Origin of the sequence: Clostridium boliviensis, assembly GCF_033342255.1 — a bacterium.
GTDB classification, from domain to species: Bacteria; Bacillota; Clostridia; order Lachnospirales; family Lachnospiraceae; genus Lacrimispora; species Lacrimispora boliviensis.
In genome coordinates, this window is sequence record NZ_JAWONS010000329.1 from 291,592 (window position 1) to 311,446 (window position 19,855).

Sequence of the window (19,855 nt, forward strand, 5' to 3'; positions counted from 1 at the left end):
TTGTATTGTAAAAAATCGGCGTTACTTTTATTAACTGCAATCATTCACTCCATTGTTATTTAAAATATGCTGCAATGTTAATTCACGATTCACATGCTCTAATTCATTAGCCGTTTTGCCAGAAAACTTCTTTGCATTCTTGATGAGGTGCGATTGATCATAATAATAATTCTGCAAATTTTTTCTACGGTCTTCATTCTCAATATTTTTTCTGAATTTTAAAATGTTTCCGTATGTTTTCGGTGTCAAGCCCACACTCTTTTTAAAAAAACGTTCAAGTGCACTGATTGAGAGGCTAAAGTACTCAGCCATCTCGCCAATATTTAAATCCTCATAATTGGACTCAACATAATCGGTTATTTCACTAATACGCTGGGAATTCTTATTGATAATCATTTTAGCTTTCAGATATTCATAGATTTTATCTGTTTTTTCCTCACTCCCATTTAATTCCTCAATTTGATGATATAATTTATGAAGTGTCACATCAACTTCATTCGCATCTATTATCTTCTCCGCAATAGCAGCTCCCGGGATATGAAAAAATGACATCAATCCTGCTGGTTTTAAGGAAATACCAATTTGATTCACCTTACTCCCGTATCGAACATGCCTTGCACTTTTGATCTGACCTATCATTGCTGCATCTGGAATAAATGTTTCTCTTTCCCGCTCAATCAGCTTATATTCTGATCCATAATTAAATATAAGATTGATGTGACCCAGGGGCATAATAATATCTTCCCGCTCTTCCTCCTTAAGCAAATCCGATTCTACAACCCATATATAATCCACAAAATTCTGCAGTATCCCGGAAGGACCGAATTGTTTTATCTCCATATCCAGTTCTCCTTTATGGACTGGTGCGGACTGGTACAACTCTCACATATTCTAATATAGGGCAGATTTTCAAGAATCACCGCTTCACAAATGGGTTCCAGGTTCTTATGTTCAATCTCCGCTATCAGTTCATCTGCTATTCTTTTAATCCAGAACTCAAATGGCTGGTATACACTTGTTAAACTGGGTTTCATCTGCTGGCCCAGAGGAATTCCGTCATATCCAATGATCGATATCTCTCCGGGTACGGTAATCCCTTTCTGAAATAAAGCGGATATCATCCCAATTGCCAGTTCATCCGATACACAGAACAATGCACTTGGTCTGTCATCTGTGTTACTTATTTCATTAACAATATTCCAGCCATTGTGCATCTTTATATCACTTTTATAAAAATAATTTTTGTTAACCTTGATATTATGGTCTTTCAAAGCCTGTATAAAACCTTCATATCTGGCATCCAGATAACAATTCCTGCCATAATCCTCAAAGAAAACGCAGCCGATTTTTTTGTGTCCTAATGAGATTAAATACTCCCCTGCTTTGTAAGAAGCATCGAAATTAATCTGATTGTAGCTGACCCCTTTCACCAGAGGCTCTGAATGCAGGAAAGGAATTTTAGACAGACTCTGAAGACGCTTAGCGGATAATTCATTTAAAGGAAACAATGCAATGATACCATCAACGTGACGGGCAGTAAGCTCATGAATGGCAGTTTCTTTTTGCTTCATGCTTGTACCAACAATATTGATGAGTGCCTGATATCCTGCCTGAGCAATATGCTGAGTGAAGTTTCGTAAAATTTCAGATTGAAATTGGTTAATATGATCTTCAATCAAGATACTAATTATGAACGTACGCTTAGAAGCAGTAAACCGGTCTGATGACTTTGGATAGTAGTTGTATTTTATAACCGTTTCAAGCACTTTCTCCTCCAGTTTCTTACTTACGGGTTTGGAATGATTCAGTACTCTTGATACCGTGGCAATGGATACACCGGCTTTTTGAGCTATAAATTTAATGTCAACCATGAAACCTCCTTAGCACTTAATACCCATAATTATATCGATTAGTACTTGCAATGTAAACGTTTTCCCGTATTATATTTATAGTGTATCTAATTTTAACAAAATATTAACATATGAGGAGGATTATTCATGTCAGATACCAAAGAAGCTTTTAAGAAAAAGAAAAAACTTCAAATTCTCGTTCCCATTCTCGGCCTGATTGTTGCAATCGCTTTATTTTTGTTATCAATTCGCCCTGCAGCAGTTTTAGTCATTATAGGAATTGTGATTTTTTCAAAGATTAACTGGAGATGCCCGAAATGCAATCACTATCTGGGAAAAGGATCGAATCCGAATATCTGCAGTAATTGCGGCGAAGAATTGCAATAAAATCAATTTGATTGCCCGGTGCCAGGTAAGGAGGGAAAAATCTCCTGATCTGGCAGGGCCGCTTATTTTATACTACAATGTAATGCTTTTCTCCATCATCTGCCAGTAAAATTCTATTTCCATGAACCGTTTTATCATCCACTGTGATTGTTTCCGTTGTCAGCATTCCCTTACTTCTGCTCTCAACCCGAATTTCATAAAGGGAACTTCCATACTTATATTCAATGGAAAAATCACCGAAATCAGCAGGAGTTGCCGGATCAATCACCAGTTCATTTCCCTCTTTTCTAATTCCCAGGTACCAGCTTAATAAACCCTGATACATCCAGCCTGCGGACCCCGTATACCAGCTCCAGCCGCCTCTTCCTGTATAGGGCGGGCTTAAGGATATATCAGCCGTCATGACATAAGGTTCTTTCTCGTATCGGAGAACCTCCTTCTTTTTTTGCGTAATGTAGATGGGATTCAGTATGGTGAAAAGGGTCTGTGCCATGTCATAATCGTGCTGCATGGCTGTTGCAATTGCAAGCCAGACCGCCGCATGGGTATACTGGCCTCCGTTTTCCCGGATTCCGGGGATATAATTCTTAATATATCCCGGATTTTTATTTGTTTTATCAAAGGGCGGCGCCAATAGCAGGGATAGGGCATCCTCTTCCCTCACCAGATAACGCCACGCTGACTTCATTGCTGTTTTTGCACGTTCCTCCTGTGCTCCCTTTGAGATTACGCTCCAGGATTGGCTGATGGAATCAATCATGCATTCATCATTTTCCTTTGAGCCCAGCTTCGATCCATCGTCATAAAATGCCCGGAGGTACCACTCTCCATCCCAGGCGTTTTCTTCAATACTCTGCAGCAGTTTTTCCCGCTTCTGTTCCAGTTCCCGGCCATAAGCGTTGTCGCCTTCCTGATCGCTGAGAGGAATAAAGTCACTTAATACGGTATAAAAAAACCAGGCAAGCCATACACTTTCCCCTTTCCCCAGCATTCCAACTTCATTCATACCGTCATTCCAGTCACCTCCTCCCATAAGAGGAAGTCCATGTTCTCCAAAGGACGTCTTTTCAATGGCTTTTTTACAATGCTCGTAGACACTTTCAACCTTAACGGACACTTCCGGTGTAAACATGATATCATGCTGGTTTTCCTCCAGTACCGGTCCTTTGATATAAGGCACCACTTCCTTTAGAATCGACAGATCCCCTGTACTTCGGATATAAGCCGCCGTGCAATAAGGCAGCCAGAGAAGATCATCGGATATCCTGGTTCTTACACCAACTCCCATAGGCGGATGCCACCAATGCTGCACATCCCCTTCTTCAAACTGTCTGCTGCAGGCAATTAAAATCTGCCCCCGCAGAATACCCGGATCTGTAAAAAGCAGGGAAAGAGTATCCTGAAGCTGATCCCTGAATCCATAGGCACCCCCGCATTGATAAAATCCTGCTCTCGCCTGAATACGGCAGGAAACAGACTGATAGAGCAGCCAGCCATTAACAAGAATATCAATTGCCCGGTCCTTTGTTTTTACCTGTATCGTACCTAATAACCTGTCCCAGTATGCTCTGACTCTTTCAAGCTCTTTTTCTGCCGCAGCCACTTCCCTGTACTTATTTCTGATTTTGTTTATCTCATTCAGACTGCTGCTCTGACCCAGTCCAAATACCACAAGTTTACTTTCCTGAGGCTGAAGCGCAACAGAAACCTGTATTGCTCCGCAGGAATCATAGCACACTCCTGTATTGCAGGTAAGCTTAACCTCCGCTCCCCGCGGTTCCCGGATGCTGCCCTTATGCCCCAGAAATTCCTGCCTGTCTCCGGTATATCCTACAATTGTCTCATTGGAGAATAAGTAGGAAATGTTGTTTTGAAAATTCATGGTGTAAATGTTTTTTGCATAGAGATATTCATATTCATTATCATAGGAGGTAAGAATATAGGGATTCGACTGTTCTCTTTGCGTACCCAGGACCCATTCCACATAGTAGGTCAGGCTTAAATATTTTATTTTGTCCGACTGATTTGTCAGCTTTAAGTTCCATAGCTTTAACGATTCATCCAGGGGGCAGAAAACAGTCAGTTCCTGATCAACCTGTGATTCCTCGTGAAGGAATCTGCTGTATCCAAAGCCATGCCTCACCCGGTATATCCCCCTGTCCGATCTGCCCAGGGACATGGGGGTCATTACCTCTCCGGTTATTTCATCCAGAATATAGACTGCCTCTGAGGCATTGTCACTGACTGGATCATTGGACCAGGGTGTAAGCTTATTTTCCCTGCTGTTAGTGCTCCAGGTAAATCCCGCCCCCGACTCAGATATCTGGAAACCGAAGTTTTTGTTTGAGATAACATTAATCCAGGGTGCCGGCGGCCTGTTATTTCCGTCCAGGAGGATTTCATATTCTCTGCCCTCAGAGACAAATCCTCCGAAACCATTAAAAAACTCGTAATTTTCCATAAGACCTAATACTCCTCCAGCAGCTCCGATTTTTTTTCTTTCCTATTAAAATAAATTCCAGTCTTTTCTGTGAATACCACTCTAGCAACCGTGTATAGCAGATCTAACTCAGCCGGAAGCAGCTCATACGTATGCAGTGTGTAGAAGCTTGGCTTCCCGGTTCCGGAATCATAGATACGCAGTGAACTTGTCAGATCATTGATTAACTGATCCACCTCCTGAAGATACCCATACTTGGAATCGATGAGGATAATTAAATCTACCATAACCAGATTGACTCTCAGGTATTCGTATGCCTTTAATACATCCTTTAGAATTCGTTCCTCATCCATAGACCTTACCATGAAAAGCAGAATTGGGTTGTCTCCCGATATACCGAATTTCCATAAGAAACTCTGATTCTTAAAATTACGTCTGATATTTTCATGAGGTCCCCTGTAAATGCCTGCAGGATAAAAGATGGGGCTGATTATATCCTGAAACGAATTCAACTGTGTTCTGGTTATCTCCAGATACTTTAACTCAAGGTTGCTTTGAAGCCGGAATTTTTCCAGAATATCATCAATCCGGTAGCTTACATTCAGCTCCTCCGCAATTTTTATGGCCTCTTTTTTACTGCTGCATACACCCGTAATAAAAGATATGCAGGCAGATTCACCTGCTCCGATGCACAGTTGTCCCCGCAGACTCATTATCGGATCATTACAAAAACCGGAATCGTTAAAAAAGGCAATGCTGTTAACCACGGAATCGGGATTTTCCAGCGTATTATTCCTGCCTATAAATCGCTTTCTGTCATTTTCAAATTCGATTTTCTTGCATAGTCTGGCATCGGTTCTTGCCATATGCATCACATACGGGTTGCTTTGCTCTTTCCTTTGACGCCTTTTTGCCAGAAAGATATCCTGTTCCTTCAGATATTCCGTTTCGAGAAAAAGCTTGTTAAACGCCGGATGGCTGATTTCTGCCATATGGGTATCATTTACCACTTCCATATAACTGGTCACTTCCAGCTGCCTTTCCTCATTCCCGTTATTGGTTAAAGTGACCTTGCGTACCTCAAAATTGTGATCTGCATCCAGGCTCACAATCATATGCGTTGTGATATCTCCATCCTTTCGTGTAAATTCAGCCTGGTAAGGACTGAATACAACCTGGTAATCCTCCGGCTCTGTACTGGTTGGATGATAGGCTGTGCTCCAGAACTTCCCCTGTTTCATATCCTTAATATAGATATAATGGCCTGTATTTGCATAAATATCTGATCTCCAGCGGTAAAGCATGCGGTCCTCATATTTGCTGAAGCCATCCCCATCTGAAGTAATCATCAGGGAATATTTTCCATTTGATAAATAATTTACAACTGGTGGATTTACACCTGTATGACTGATATACCGGTTGCTGTAACGGTCCTCTGTAAAAAGGGTCTTACCAATTTTAATTGTATATCCCTGTTTCGCAATGGAAATCAGATAAGACTGGCGTTTTTCTTCCAGCAAAACTTCAGTGGCCTTTATCATCATCTCCGCATGAAACCGTTCCCTGAGAATTCCTTCATTCAGGTAATTGTTAATGGCAGCCAGATTCATCCCCTGATGATGTGCCATATAGGATTTTACAATACAATAAGGTGTCAGTTCCACGGAATTGGGCACATTGAAATCAACCGACTCATAAAAGCCGTAATCTCCAAAGGCTCCTAAATCTTTCAGCCTCCTTAAATTACTCATACACTCCTTTTCTGCCGTATCCAGTGCCAATATGGTAGCATAAGGAGTAACCACCAGTGAATTTTTGCGGACCGGCTGAAGTCTTATCTTTGGTACTCCAAATGCTTTATACTGGTAATTTCCATTTAAATCAAAACGGTAATATTGAGATTCTGATATTCCCCAGGGGATACCTGCCTCCTTTGCGTACTTTATCTGCTGGAGTACTGCTGCCCGAAAGGTCTCCTGGTAGACAGAGCCTTCATATTCTTTTAGTACAAGACCTGGCATCAGATATTCAAACATCGTGCCGCTCCAGGATACCAAACATGGAATCCCTTTTACGATGGTCAGCGGCCTTCCCAGTTTGTACCAGTGCTTTAATGGCACTTCTCCCTTTGCTACAGCAAGAAGGCTTGTCAGGGAAGACTCTGAAGCCATAAGGTCATAACATCCCCCGTCCAGTGTATGTGAGGATACGTGATATCCAATATGAAACAGCATTCTCTTCTCATTGAACAGGAACTTAAAATCAACATTTGTTATCATGCTGTCCATTTTACTGCACAGTGTTTTGATCCGGTCAATCATGTTGTTTGCATATTTATTATCCTCTGACGCTATACGGCGTAATGTAGGAAAAGAAGAAAAACTTTCATCCTTCAGCTTAAGAGCCACAGCTTCATTCACAACACTGTCAGCAAGGTTCATCAAATGCCTGGTCAGACGGTAATGAGACAGCGGTATTTGTTCTTTCTCGTTTAGATTTTCCCAAATATCTGCCAGATCTTCTGTCAGTTCCCCTATCTTCTGGTATTTAGTTCTCAGTCCATGCCCGCAGGAACTGCCAGTTTCCCGCTTTATCTCTTCATTGCTGTTTATAATTGCCGCCCTGAGTTCAGACACAAGGCAATCGGGATAGACCGGCTTATCAATCTGTTCCAGAAGGCCGTTCTTAAGGGCAATCATATGTCCCCAGAAATTACCGCTATCCACCGTTGATATATATGCGGGACTTAGCACCTCTAACGTTTGAATATGATACCAGTTATAGAGATGTCCCTTCCATTTATCCATTTTCTGAACTGTCTCCATCAGGTTTTCAGCAGACTCCACCGTAGAGCTTAAGGTCTCAAACCCCATATCCCTGGCTGAAAGAATCGACAGAAACTGAAGCCCGATGTTGGTAGGTGATGTTTTATCACTGACTTTTTCAATCCTTGATACCTTATAATTGTCAGGACAGAGCCAGTTGTTTTCCTTTGTGGAAAGTTCTTTAAAAAACTGCCAGGTTTTGCGTGCAGTATTTAAAAGCAGTTCCTTATCTTCTGCCTTATCACTCTGATGCAGTTTCTTTTCCGGCTGACTGATCTGATAAGCAATTTCAAATGCTAAGAACCAGTCGGCCATGAGGAGTACTGTTAAAATCATTCCTGCCAGAGGCAGACTGCCCATTAATAATGGGAATAAAAGGCAAAGCGCAGGGAGCAGCGAACTCCACATGGTGATGAAATAGCCTTTCTGGGTATTGATAACAGAAGCATCCACTGCTTCAGCCGTATTCCAGCGGAGCAGATTTTTTTTACTGATCAAAATCCGGTACAGGGTTCTGATCATTGCATCCAATGCTACATAAGCACGGTATGGGGTGATTGTAAACTCCAGAAATGCTCTTGTGACCATCACAGCCAGTTCTTTTAAAAATCCTTTATACACAATCGCAAGTTTTGGCCGAAAAAGTTTGCGGGTAATCACAGCACACAGCAGAATAACCAGTTGAAACAGATCATGAAAGAAAACCATTGGGAGCCATAGATAAAACGCTTCTGGCATCCATATAAGATTCAGCAATATGAACAATGTCTTGCTGAGTGGAACCAGGCTTCGTCTGAGGTTATCAAAAATCTTCCATCTTGATAACGGACTTAAGCTTCTTCCATCCGATGTCTTATTCATAAACAGCCATGGCAGAAGCTGCCAGTCTCCGCGCAGCCAGCGGTGCTCCCTTTTTGTAAAGGACAAAACACTGTTGGGGAAATTATCCATAATTTTGGCAGTACTTGAAAATGCCGTTCGTGCATAACAGCTCTCAAACAGATCATGGCTGAGAATCCGGTTTTCCGGTACCTTATTATGAAGCACTGTGCTGAAAGCTTTTCTATCGTAAATTCCTTTCCCAATATAGATTCCTTCGTTAAAAATATCCTGGTAAATATCTGATATTACGGTCCCGTAATGGGCAAGCCCCGATTCTCCTCCAAATATTTTCGTAAATCTGCTGCTATTCCTATCCGGGATATGATTTCGGACAGAAGGCTGAATAATGACGTATCCTTCTTCCACCCTTTGACCAGTGGAATTAAGAACTGGTCTATTAAGCGGGTGATCGATCAGCCCTACCAGTTTGGAAGCATTGTCACGAATCAGATTCGTATCTGCATCCAGTGTTATCACATAACGAAACGTGGTAAGAAGCGCTTCGTCACAATAAATGGCAGAAAAGGTGGTATTTTCTTTTCCGATCCCGTCTAAGAGATTATTAAACTCTTCCAGTTTTCCTCTCTTTCGCTCCCATCCCATATAACAGTTCTCTGCCTTATTCCACTTCCGGCAGCGGAAGAACAGGGAAAAGCGCTGGTGATTTGACGGATAGAGTTCATTTAGTTCTTTCATGCGGGCAGTAAGAGCATTCAGGATTGCTTCATCCTTTGGCATGAACTGCTCCTTTGAGTCTTCATAATCTAGAAGCAGTGCAAAGAAAAGGTTAGGCTGCGGGTTTGCAAGATAATGCTTTTGCAGACGCTCCATGTATTCCAAACCTTGTTCCTTTGAAGAAACAATAACTGGCATGACTACAAAAGTTCTGGCATCATCTGGTATTTCCAGCAGATAATTCAGTGCAGGAATTTTTCTGACTATTATTCTTCTGGTAAATATAAAATTGATAATCTCTATGGAAATACCAATCAACAGTGGTGAGACTGCCAGGATGATAATGACATACCTTCCGACAGCCTGTATACCGGCCAGGGCGCAAAAAGCATACAACAGGCAGGCCCCCAGTCCCAAAAGCATAAGAAACAGGGACAGGAAGTAAACAAATCCTTTTGCATTCCATTTCTTCTTAATCCTGTTGAGAATGGGTTTTCCCAATGCCTTTGCCTTCAGAAGCGGATAACCCTTTCCTAACAGATAGGTTCCCACATGATGAGAACAATGCAGATCATCTCTCCCCTGAACCGCCAGATCCAGACAGTCTTTTGCTATCTTTTCTTCCTTCAACCGGTAACGGAGTGATAATTTAACAATGATTCCACGGTACATTCCTCTGGATTCCAGATCCATTTTTGTGTAGACACCTGCCGGATCCTTAGACAGAATCTGCTCCAGACAGGAATATTTCTCAAAAAACGTTTCTTCATCGACTTCATTGATGTCTCTTAAGCTGACAATCAGTGTCCTGATACTTGTCTCAAGAAATGACTGGATCTTTCCTTCTTCCTGGAACACAGTGGAAGTTTTTACCTGTCTTTCCCTGGAAGCAAAATGATATTCCAGATATCTTTGTATGGAAGCCTCATCAAATGACATATTTCTCATCAGATAGATGACATGAGCATGGAAGGAATAGTGAGACTTAAGATTATCCTCAATTTTGCAAAGCAGTGCAGATAAATCGGCCGGTCCCTGTCTGCGGTCCAGCTTCTCACGGAGAAATATTTCTGCCCTGGACTTCACTTCAATCATATGAAGTATCTCTTTTGCAACTACAATAATTTCTTCAAGTACACAAAATCCCAGCATTTCCGGCAGAACCCAGATCTCCTTATCCGTAAGAGCTATCTTCTGCTGATAGGCTGACAGCATAACAGAAATGTTTTCTTCACTTAAATGACCGCCGGAAAGAGCCACCATCTTCTTAGCTACAACATAGATCCGGGGAAAGTTATGGTATTCCTTTCCCTTCAGGATCGGCAATACAGCGTAGCTTGTGCCGGAAGTACGGACTTTCTTAATTTCCCGGTACATAATCTGAAAGTTATCGTAAAGCCAGCGTGCAGCCGGAATCAGAGAAATAAGACCTGGAGACAAAGCTGAAATCGTGTCTCTGATCTTATTCAGTTCTTTATAAGCAGCCTGATTATAATCATTCAGAACGAAGCTGTTCCCAGTCAGTCTGACCTGACTGTGCCCCTCTGCCAGATCAAGCATCTGCTTCTCCCATTCACTGGGTCCCAGTTTATCTCCATTCCCCTGAAAACAAGCCGGAAAACGCACGTTTTTATTAAAATGGTATAACCGGTAATACAGGATAAACAGTACCAGACAGATTATTATACTTAATATCAATAAAATGACTGGAAGAAATGGTGAGTTTATATTAAAATTAATTCTATCCAGCAGGATCTGCAATGGAAGCCCCTCCTTATGCCTATTTTACCATAAAAAAATATCGCAATATTATATTGTGGCATTTTTCATGATTTTTATTAATATCCTGCCAGATTAATTAAATTCTTTTTGGAGCAGTCACAGGCAGCTGCCTGAAACTGTGGGGTGATTTTCTAATTATGACTCTGGACGAGCGTAATAGTTGTTAATTATATTCAGTGCAATTTCTTTTGCTTTTAGTCCATTTACATTTTTTATTTTATCGTCAGTCAGACGTACTGCAAAATAGTATTTATTATCATTTATTGTTAACATTCCTACAAACCAACCATTACTAACATTCCCTGTTTTATCATTATAACCTGTACCTGTTTTACCATAAACTGAAACATTTTCCTTCTTTCGAGTCAGCATTAGTTCTTTTAGTATTTTGATATTACTATCGGAAAAACCAGTCTCAGCCTCAAAAATCTTTTTTATAATATCTACCTGTTCCTTAGGTGAAATTTCTAATGATGAGTCCAGCCAGAATCCATTCAATGTTGGAAATTTACTCTCTCCATTACCGTTTCATTCACTTATATCATGGTTTCCATAATCTAAATTATCGATCCATTTTTGAACCTCACTTTGTCCAATACGGACTATAACCTTTTTATAGTACCATACACATGATTCTCTAAAGGCCTCCTTTAAGTTTAAGTCTCTGTTCCAGCTTTCATTTGAATAATTCGTTCCATCATATCCCATAGTTGAATCTAAAGAATTTATAACCCCATTTTCTAATCCTATTAATGTAGAAATGATTTTAAAAGTTGAATTCGGCGATGACCGTTTTTCACATAACTCTTCATTATACATATAATATACATTTGTATTGCTGTTTAAAAAAACAGCACACCCTTCAATATTATCGAAGCAATCATTATAGTCAACATTTACTATCTCCGTAGTATTATCCTGGGAAGCTGCTATTGTGGATGGTACTGTAACAATGTTTCCCCCATTGTCATTATTAACTGTCCCCTTACACCCTGAACAACTCAAGCATACTAAAATAACCAGAATATAATAAATATTCCTGGTTGAAATTATACCTTTATGCAAGTACCAATATTCACTTGTATTAATTTTTAATAACCTCATAGTTAAATCCCCCCAAATATAATATTTCAATCAATTATTACATTTGTAATATTTAACTATATGTTACCATATTATATTGTATTTTTCAATCCCTAGCTTCTTTGTTTATAGCTATACGGTTACATCCTGTTTCGTACTGGACACTCATTATAAAATCCAGATCAGTCTGTACATCTGAGATGACATGCCTCTTACTATCCACCACAGCAACCCCAAAGATAAGGGGCGAATCTTCGCCCCTCTTCGGTAAATATATTATTCGCAGGCATATTAAACCCCTTCTCTATACCCTCTGTTTCTTAGAAAATCCCCCCATTTTCCATATCAGTCTTATTTACAAAATCCATGTGGTATAATTTTTCCCAATGGTTAATATTTAATGTTCCCTTTGTGAGATGGATTGCTAAATAGCAGCAATTCTCGTCTTTTTCATTATTGGCCATATCATACCACTCTGCAAAAGCTGTGCGCAGTTTTGTTCTTATTTCAGCATTTTTCGGATCAAGTACCCATCCAAGGTTTTCGGCGACTCCGTTAGCGGTAAACATCTCTAAGCATCCTGCAACCGAAACCTCCTGATTCTCAGCAATTTGCTGCATTTTATTTGATTTAGCATTTGTAACAGCATAGAATGTACAATCTTCATAATAAGCGTCTACACTGCGTACAACAGGGCGGGGTTTCCCGTCATTCCCCGGTTCCCTTGCAATTGTGGCAAGTGATATCACATTGTCCTTTCCATTTCCAAATTGTTCTTCAAGTAATTTCAATCCTTCCTGGTACACACTCATTTTCTTTTCCTCCATTATTCATTATATATCAACCTCGTTTCTTAAACGGAATCCAAAGCTCCGCATAAACGACGTCAGATTTGCTTTTATAATACATTTCAGGAAAAAATCCGTCAGCTGTTAAACCATGCTTTTTCAGCCAAAACCGGGTGTATTTCATTGCTTTCCCCATACCAACTACCATCTGCTGGTTGTTTTCTGATTCAAATCCGCAGACCACATATTCCCGTGCAGGCAGCTGCCAATTAAATAAGTTATGATCTTTCTCATCTTTATCAATTTCAGCACCAACAAAATAACTGGAATAACCTTCTGGCGCATCCCCCTTATAAGACACACCAATCCGCCGCCCTTCCGGGATATACTTGACACATGAAATCTCACTGTAAAACCTGTCCCAAATATCACCAATCGTATCAACACCGGTTTTTTCACCAAGCATTTTGCCGGAACGGAACGGATAATAACCTAATACACCAAGAAAGTTAATTGGTTTTTCCAGATATTTACGGTTCATTTCAAGAACTAATCCATCACTAATCAGAGGTACCCCTTCATTAATCACTATATAACTAAGCAATAAATCAGGTTTTTCAAAATTTTGCAGACTGATATTCCTGTTCCGGTATTCAGATGGTGTAATCCCGTAGGTTTTTGTAAAAGCACGTGTATAAGTTACGTGACTCCCAAACCCGTAATTCAACGCAATGTCAATAATGCGGTTCTCTTTGTAACGCAGCATCTCTGCTGATTTTGCCAAACGGCGCAGCTTAATATAATCACGGACTGAAGTTTTAACCAACCGTGTGAATAATCTCTGATAATAAAACGGTGACAACCCAGCAATTTCTGCCAGTGTATCTATTTCATTTTCTTCACCGAGATTTTCTTCAATATGATTCAAAGTTTTTTGTATGGATTCCCATGCGTGCATATTGATTACCTCACTACAAACAATTTATCACAGACGGAGGAGAAATGCTTAACCGTGTCTGCTCTTTTTTATCCATTTAATGTTTACTTTAATTTATCAAATGGGAGTAAATTTTGCAATCATAATCATTATTATTGCTCCACAAGACTGGTAACTTACAGCAACGTATGATATGCTAAACTTTAAAAGATAGATAAAGTTAAGCTGAGTTAAATATAGGAGGATTTTTTATGCAATACGGACCATACCCCAAAGCCATATATCCAAATGAGGCAATTAAAAGTGTGTGTTATATTAAAAATATCGTGACACGCCCCAATATTATTATTGGAGATTACACATATTATGATGACATAAACGGTGCTGAGAAGTTTGAAGAGCATGTCACACACCACTATGAATTTATTGGAGACAAACTCATCATCGGGAAATTTTGTGCTATAGCAAAGGGCATTGAATTCATAATGAACGGTGCAAATCATAGAATGCACAGCGTTACCACCTATCCCTTTAATATAATGGGGAACGGCTGGGAAAAAGCAACGCCGACATTGGAAGACCTTCCCCTGAAAGGCGATACTGTAATTGGAAATGATGTATGGATCGGACAAAATGTTACCATAATGCCCGGTATTCATATTGGTGACGGAGCAATTATCGCCGCTAATTCTGTTGTAACAAAAGATATTCCTGCTTACCACATTGCAGGCGGTAACCCGTGTAAAACACTGAAAAAGAGGTTTGATGATGACCTTATTGAACATCTTCTCACGATTAAATGGTGGGATTGGCCTGCAAAAAAAATATTTGATAATCTTGATGTCCTGTGCAGCGGAGACCTGAAAAAGATCACGGAGATTAAACCAGTTCACGAATAAGAGTAACTCAGAAATTTAAAGAAGCAGCCCCGATTTCTTTATAAGCCGGGGCTGTTCGTTTATGAAAGCCATTAATTAGCGCTTGTAAGTATTAAGCGCTTCATCCCCAATATACAGAGTTTAATGATATTGTTATTGGGATCAAATTTTATATTCATCTAATTTTACCTCCAAATTGTTTTAACTTTCACAGAATGGATTAGAAACCAGCCTTCCGGTAGTCCATTCAATCTTTCCATTGTTTCGTAAGAAGGGCTTAAGTCTTCGTTGTAAGGAAGTATTTTCCGGCAATTCCTCTAAAGGAATATCTCTGCTCCCATATACCCAATCCATAAATCCCCGACTATCCTCATCCATGGCTTGTATGTCAAACGCTTTCTGAAATTCCAATATTCTGGATTTCTCGGGTAAAACGTTTTTCAATGATGGTGCAAGCAACCAGGAACTGCAGACCATATCAGCTCCGGAAAAATCCGGATAATATTTTTCAAAAAATCCCAAAGCATCCAGGTAGGATTTCCTTAGATTGCTTATTTCCATATCAGCATCTGCCGGAATATGTATATCAATCAAATGTTTATCATTTTCTACTCTCATCTCATATTCAAGCACGCCAATCCGATATTCCACCATTGATATCTGACGTACTGCCCACCATGACCAAACATAACGATAGTTTCCGTTTCTATCTTTATAATCCTGCAAAAATCTGGGAAAAAATTTCATAGTGTCGATAAAGATATTTTTTGATATTCCAAGCTTTAAATATTCATCATAAATATCACACACACAATGCAGCTGGCAGGTTAGAATTTTAAAGCCATCTTCATCAGGAGACAGCATTTTATTTAATTCTTCAAGCCCACTTTCCCAATATTCTTTGTGCTTCATCTGCTCTGTTACCTGTTTTATAGCATTAAAATCGATCTCTTTCTCAACGTCAATTAATTTCTCCTGTACCTCATTTTGTATCTCTATCATGCTGCATAGTTCGATTAATTTCATTTAATCTCCTTTCTTCAATTAAAAAAACGGCTGCCTGTATCCACTTTAAATTCCGATAGACTTAGTTGGTCCTGCCACCAATAATTTAACCAGCTGCTCTGCCATAAAATTTGGTGAGTATTTCATATCATTATTCAGCCACCATTTTATGGCTGACATATACAGCGAAGTGATCATCTCTAAAAATAAATCTTTTGAAATTAAAATATGATCCGGAAAACAAATGTCTAGCTTTTCAATCAATGCATTCTCAAATTTTTCGCTTATTCCTGACATTTCTTTATTATTTAAAATTATTTTATAAAGCGTAGCATCACGCTCAATTATCTTAAGAATGGAGCTTATATTTTGTACAAAGCTGTCATATTCTAGTTTCCCATCGATAATATGCAACTCAGGAGTCACCATCTGCAATATATTTTTCAAAGCTTCCTCCATAGTCTGCTGCAACAGATCATATTTATCGGTATAATGAAGGTAAAAGGTTGATCGGTTAATCATTGCCCTGTCTGCAATATTATTTATTGTTATTCCGTTAAAACCTTTTATTTCCAGCAATTCTACGAACGCTACCCTTATCAGCCTGCGAGTCTTTATAATCCGTAAATCATTTTCATTAGACATTTTTACCCCCACCTTTCTATTATTTCCTACATAATCAACAATTAAAGCAGCTTCGTTGCATAAACCCCGAAATCTATTTTATCCATCATTGAATATAAAATTCGGCTCTATTATACTACTAATTGTTAAAACAAGAAAGGAGTTTTCAATATGACAAAAAAATGGACAACAAGCGATTTTCCGGTAGGACTTTATCATTTGCATCCAGACCCAAGCGTCAATTTTCAAATGAACCGATTTTACAATTGGACTAATGATAAAACAATGCTGACTGAAATGCACAATGCCAGTAATACAATTCATTCATATAGTGACTTAATAAAATCGTTTATTGAGCTTGGTGATATTTCTCTCGAAAAAAATGAAAAATTAAAAGCGGCTTATTATTTCCGTGGTGCTGAGTTTTATATGCCTGATTCTAATCCGGACAAACAAAAGTTACGCAAACGGTTTATATCTCTTACCTGTGATTTTTATGGAATCCAGGAAAACCAGCACTCTATGATTCCTTATCAAAATGGTTATCTCTCAGCTTACCGTATATCACCTGAAAACCCGAAAAGCACCATTGTTTTTTTCGGCGGTTTCGACAGCTATATTGAAGAGTTTTTTCTGATGACTATGAATTTAAAAGATGCCGGATATGATGTTATCTGTTTTGACGGGCCAGGTCAGGGCAGTGCTTTGGAGGATTATAATTTACCAATGACTCATGAATGGGAAAAGCCTGTAAAATCAATTCTTGATTATTACCGGTTGAATGATGTAACATTGATCGGTATATCACTTGGCGGTTATTTATCTTTAAGGGCTGCTGCATATGAAAAAAGAGTGAAAAAAGTGATTGCATATGATATATTAACGGACTTTTTCGATGTATTGACTCATCAAATCGACCCAGTTTTCAGAGATACCTTTAAAGACATGATGGTTCATGAAAAAAAGGAAGAGGTTAACACTGAACTTAAAAAGCTGGCAGAACAGAATTTAATGATGCAATGGGGAATTATGCAGGGAATGCATATAACCGGAAGTAAATCTCCTTATGAGTTTTTCCATAAAACGCTTTCCTATAAAACTAAGACCTTTTCACCTTTCATAACACAGGATGTTCTTCTTCTTGCAGGGCAGAATGATCATTATGTTCCGATAAAGCAGTTTACAGATCAGATTTTAACATTGACAAAAGTACGCTCTCTTACCGCGCGTATGTTTACTCCGGAGGAATCAGCCGATACCCATTGCCAGATAGGGAATCTGGGGCTGGCGGCAGATGTAATGCTTAACTGGATTGATCAGATCAGATGACATTTTAATTTATATAAATCCAGAGGGATCGGGATTATTAATCTCAATGCCTCTGGACTTTTGTATGCCACTTTTAATGACATTAAACATCTGCATCTTTTGCAAAAGATTCGGAACCCATTGGTGAAATTGTGACATAAAGACGCAAGACATTTTCGCCTATGTTTATAACCTGCAGGCTTTCCTTCCCGTCAACCTGCATTAACTCCCCCACATGCAGCAGAGTTTCATTGCCATCCGTTACCACTCTGGCTTCCCCCTCCATGACCTGAAGAAGAAGGGTTGATTCCAGATGTGTGTGTCCTGGCAGTATTTTCCCTTTTGCAATGTTTAGTATAAAAGCAATTACATTATCACTTTTGAAGATCATACGTTTAGCAATCTTTCCCTGGGGCATATGAAAATAATCACTAAAAATAAACTTATTCATAGATAAATTCTCCTTTCATTTATGCTTAACTTTAATATACCCCGATTGTACAAAAATAAATAATACTATTCGATACTCGAACCCTGTCAGCCTCTTCACTAATAGTATAAGCAAATATTTCAGAGATGGTATCAGAGCACCCTCCTGCTATAATGATACTATCATTCTAGAAGGTCCAGCTACTGGAAGGTCAAGAAATAATTTTTGTTTATCTTACATTTCTGTCTGGGCGTGTACAAGGCTGGCATACACGGAACCATTCTGCATGAGCTCCTTATGAGATCCAGCTTCTGCCACCCTTCCATTGTCAAAAACATAGATTTTATCTGCATTCTGAACTGTGGACAGACGATGTGCAATAATAATTGTGGTTTTACCCTGGCGTAATTCATCCATGTTTTTTTGAATCTGACGTTCCGTCTCAAGATCCAGCGCAGACGTCGCCTCATCAAGAATCAGTATTTCAGAATCTGCTGCCAGCGCCCTTGCAAGGGAAAGACGCTGCTTCTGACCGCCTGACAAACTGATCCCCCGTTCTCCTATCACTGCGTCGTATCCAAGATCCAGCTTCATTATATCCTCATGAATCTGTGCCAACCGGCATATTTTTACCATCTTTTCATCAGAAATCCCCATTCTCCCAAACAATATATTATTTCGAATCGTATCGGGAAAGAAATAAGGCTCCTGAAACGCAATATTGTAACAGGAATCGTATTCATCTTCTCTCATTTCATATATGTCTGTTCCATTGAATCGAATCGTTCCATCGGTGGGCTGGAAAAACCGAATAAGCAATCTTGCAATGGTTGATTTTCCACTACCGCTGGCTCCGACAATTGCCACCTTTTTTCCGATTGGTATCGAAAGCGATAATTCATCTAATACCTTTGGAGAATTTCCTGAATATTGAAAGGAAACGTTATCAAAGACTATATTATCAATTTGATCAATCGATTTTTTTCCTGTATCCTTCTGCGCACTTTCTATAACCGATCTGACACGCTCAATGCTGACTTCAAAGGAAGTCCAGCGTACATGGAAATCGTAAACGGCCTGCAATGAAGCTGCCATATTGGAGGAATATTGATATAAAATCAGATAGGTACCAAGAGTCATCTGACTATGCAATACCAGGTAACCCCCATAGATCAATACGATTAGATTGGTTCCCCAGCGCAGAGGAGCCGTTAAAAACAACTGCTCGTTTATAATTCTTACTTCCTCCAATATTTTAATATAATACTTTTTAAATAGCCTGTGATATATCTTTTCTTCCCAGTCCATTCGATTATATGCAATTACTTCTCTTGTGGAAGAAATACCTTCTTCAATGTGAACCAAAAGATTAGTTCTGCTTTCTTTTACCTCTATGGACTTGACCTTCATTCGCTCTTTGTAGCCTTTTCCTATAATAAAATATAAAATTATCATAACTGTCACTATAAGAAGTATTGATGGGCTTAAATATGCCATGATACCAACCAGAACAATTAATTTGAGTAAATCCTGCAGAGTAAGAGGCATGCGGTAAACGTTCTCACCAATTAATTCCAAATCATTTGTAAAATAATCCACGTATCTTGTAATTCTCTCATTTTGAAATTGTGATAACGGCATTCGATACAATGCCTCCATTAATACTTCCCCGACATTCACCCGTACTGCATACCCAATCTTGTGCAGAACCCACTCTGACCAATATGGAGTAACCGCTCCCAGCAGATAGGCAATTGTTATAAGTAAAAGCAGCCTTGGAAGCAGCTGATAATTCCCCTGTGTAAAAACAGAGTCAATTAACCACTTTTGAAGTCCAATTTTAGACGTTGCTGCTATAATTTCCAATATCATAATGATACAGGCGCCCACGAATGCCCACTTGCTTTTCTTAATATATTTCCAGTACCACCGTATATGACTCATAAAACACCACATCCTTC

At 39.4% G+C, this 19,855-nt stretch carries 13 protein-coding genes and 1 pseudogene; 3 read left to right on the top strand and 11 right to left on the bottom strand.

The features are described from left to right. Window positions 1-30: 30 nt before the first annotated feature. A complete protein-coding gene (locus tag RZO55_RS25025) occupies window positions 31-840 on the bottom strand; it encodes a DUF6597 domain-containing transcriptional factor (RefSeq protein ID WP_318066972.1) in 810 nt (269 codons plus the stop codon). After that, complete coding sequence (locus RZO55_RS25030; RefSeq protein ID WP_318066973.1) at window positions 831-1,871, bottom strand: LacI family DNA-binding transcriptional regulator; 1,041 nt, start codon at window positions 1,869-1,871, stop codon at window positions 831-833. Before RZO55_RS25030 ends, RZO55_RS25025 begins: the two co-directional genes overlap by 10 nt. A gap of 126 nt (window positions 1,872-1,997) precedes the next feature. On the opposite strand from RZO55_RS25030, the gene RZO55_RS25035 reads away from it, so the two are divergent. Continuing rightward, window positions 1,998-2,237: a DUF2614 family zinc ribbon-containing protein gene (locus tag RZO55_RS25035; protein WP_318066975.1), complete on the top strand. Its 240-nt coding sequence runs from the start codon at window positions 1,998-2,000 to the stop codon at window positions 2,235-2,237. Between the two features lie 67 nt (window positions 2,238-2,304). On the opposite strand, the gene RZO55_RS25040 is transcribed toward RZO55_RS25035, so the two are convergent. The 5 genes and pseudogenes from RZO55_RS25040 to RZO55_RS25060 all read right to left on the bottom strand — a co-directional run bounded on the left by RZO55_RS25040 (window position 2,305) and on the right by RZO55_RS25060 (window position 13,670). Then, window positions 2,305-4,698, bottom strand: a complete 2,394-nt coding sequence (locus RZO55_RS25040) for a glycoside hydrolase family 94 protein (RefSeq protein WP_318066976.1) — start codon at window positions 4,696-4,698, stop codon at window positions 2,305-2,307. 5 nt (window positions 4,699-4,703) lie between these two features. Further along, window positions 4,704-10,820, bottom strand: coding sequence for a glucoamylase family protein (locus RZO55_RS25045; protein ID WP_318066977.1), 6,117 nt, complete (start codon window positions 10,818-10,820; stop codon window positions 4,704-4,706). Window positions 10,821-10,976: 156 nt separating this feature from the next. Continuing rightward, window positions 10,977-11,945 (bottom strand): annotated as a pseudogene (locus tag RZO55_RS25050) (penicillin-binding transpeptidase domain-containing protein). 299 nt (window positions 11,946-12,244) lie between these two features. Then, a complete protein-coding gene (locus RZO55_RS25055; protein ID WP_318066978.1) occupies window positions 12,245-12,736 on the bottom strand; it encodes a pyridoxamine 5'-phosphate oxidase family protein in 492 nt (163 codons plus the stop codon). 28 nt (window positions 12,737-12,764) lie between these two features. Then, window positions 12,765-13,670, bottom strand: coding sequence for an AraC family transcriptional regulator (locus RZO55_RS25060; RefSeq protein ID WP_318066979.1), 906 nt, complete (start codon window positions 13,668-13,670; stop codon window positions 12,765-12,767). 230 nt (window positions 13,671-13,900) lie between these two features. Between RZO55_RS25060 and RZO55_RS25065 the strand changes: the two genes are divergently transcribed. Then, window positions 13,901-14,548 carry a Vat family streptogramin A O-acetyltransferase gene (locus RZO55_RS25065; RefSeq protein ID WP_318066980.1) on the top strand — a complete coding sequence of 216 codons (648 nt, stop codon included), beginning with the start codon at window positions 13,901-13,903 and terminating at the stop codon, window positions 14,546-14,548. A 180-nt stretch (window positions 14,549-14,728) separates the two neighbouring features. On the opposite strand, the gene RZO55_RS25070 is transcribed toward RZO55_RS25065, so the two are convergent. Next, window positions 14,729-15,553, bottom strand: coding sequence for an acyltransferase domain-containing protein (locus tag RZO55_RS25070; RefSeq protein WP_318066981.1), 825 nt, complete (start codon window positions 15,551-15,553; stop codon window positions 14,729-14,731). Between the two features lie 45 nt (window positions 15,554-15,598). Next, window positions 15,599-16,177, bottom strand: coding sequence for a TetR/AcrR family transcriptional regulator (locus RZO55_RS25075; protein ID WP_318066982.1), 579 nt, complete (start codon window positions 16,175-16,177; stop codon window positions 15,599-15,601). A gap of 150 nt (window positions 16,178-16,327) precedes the next feature. Here RZO55_RS25075 and RZO55_RS25080 point away from each other — a divergent pair, with 150 nt between their 5' ends. Beyond that, entirely contained in the window at window positions 16,328-17,485 is a 1,158-nt protein-coding gene (locus tag RZO55_RS25080) for an alpha/beta hydrolase family protein (protein ID WP_318066983.1), read from the top strand. An 82-nt stretch (window positions 17,486-17,567) separates the two neighbouring features. Here the strand turns inward: RZO55_RS25080 and RZO55_RS25085 are convergent, their stop codons facing one another. Both RZO55_RS25085 and RZO55_RS25090 read right to left on the bottom strand, forming a co-directional pair. Next, window positions 17,568-17,915, bottom strand: coding sequence for a cupin domain-containing protein (locus tag RZO55_RS25085; RefSeq protein WP_318066984.1), 348 nt, complete (start codon window positions 17,913-17,915; stop codon window positions 17,568-17,570). Between the two features lie 213 nt (window positions 17,916-18,128). Next, window positions 18,129-19,838 carry an ABC transporter ATP-binding protein gene (locus RZO55_RS25090; protein ID WP_318066985.1) on the bottom strand — a complete coding sequence of 570 codons (1,710 nt, stop codon included), beginning with the start codon at window positions 19,836-19,838 and terminating at the stop codon, window positions 18,129-18,131. Window positions 19,839-19,855 lie beyond the last annotated feature (17 nt).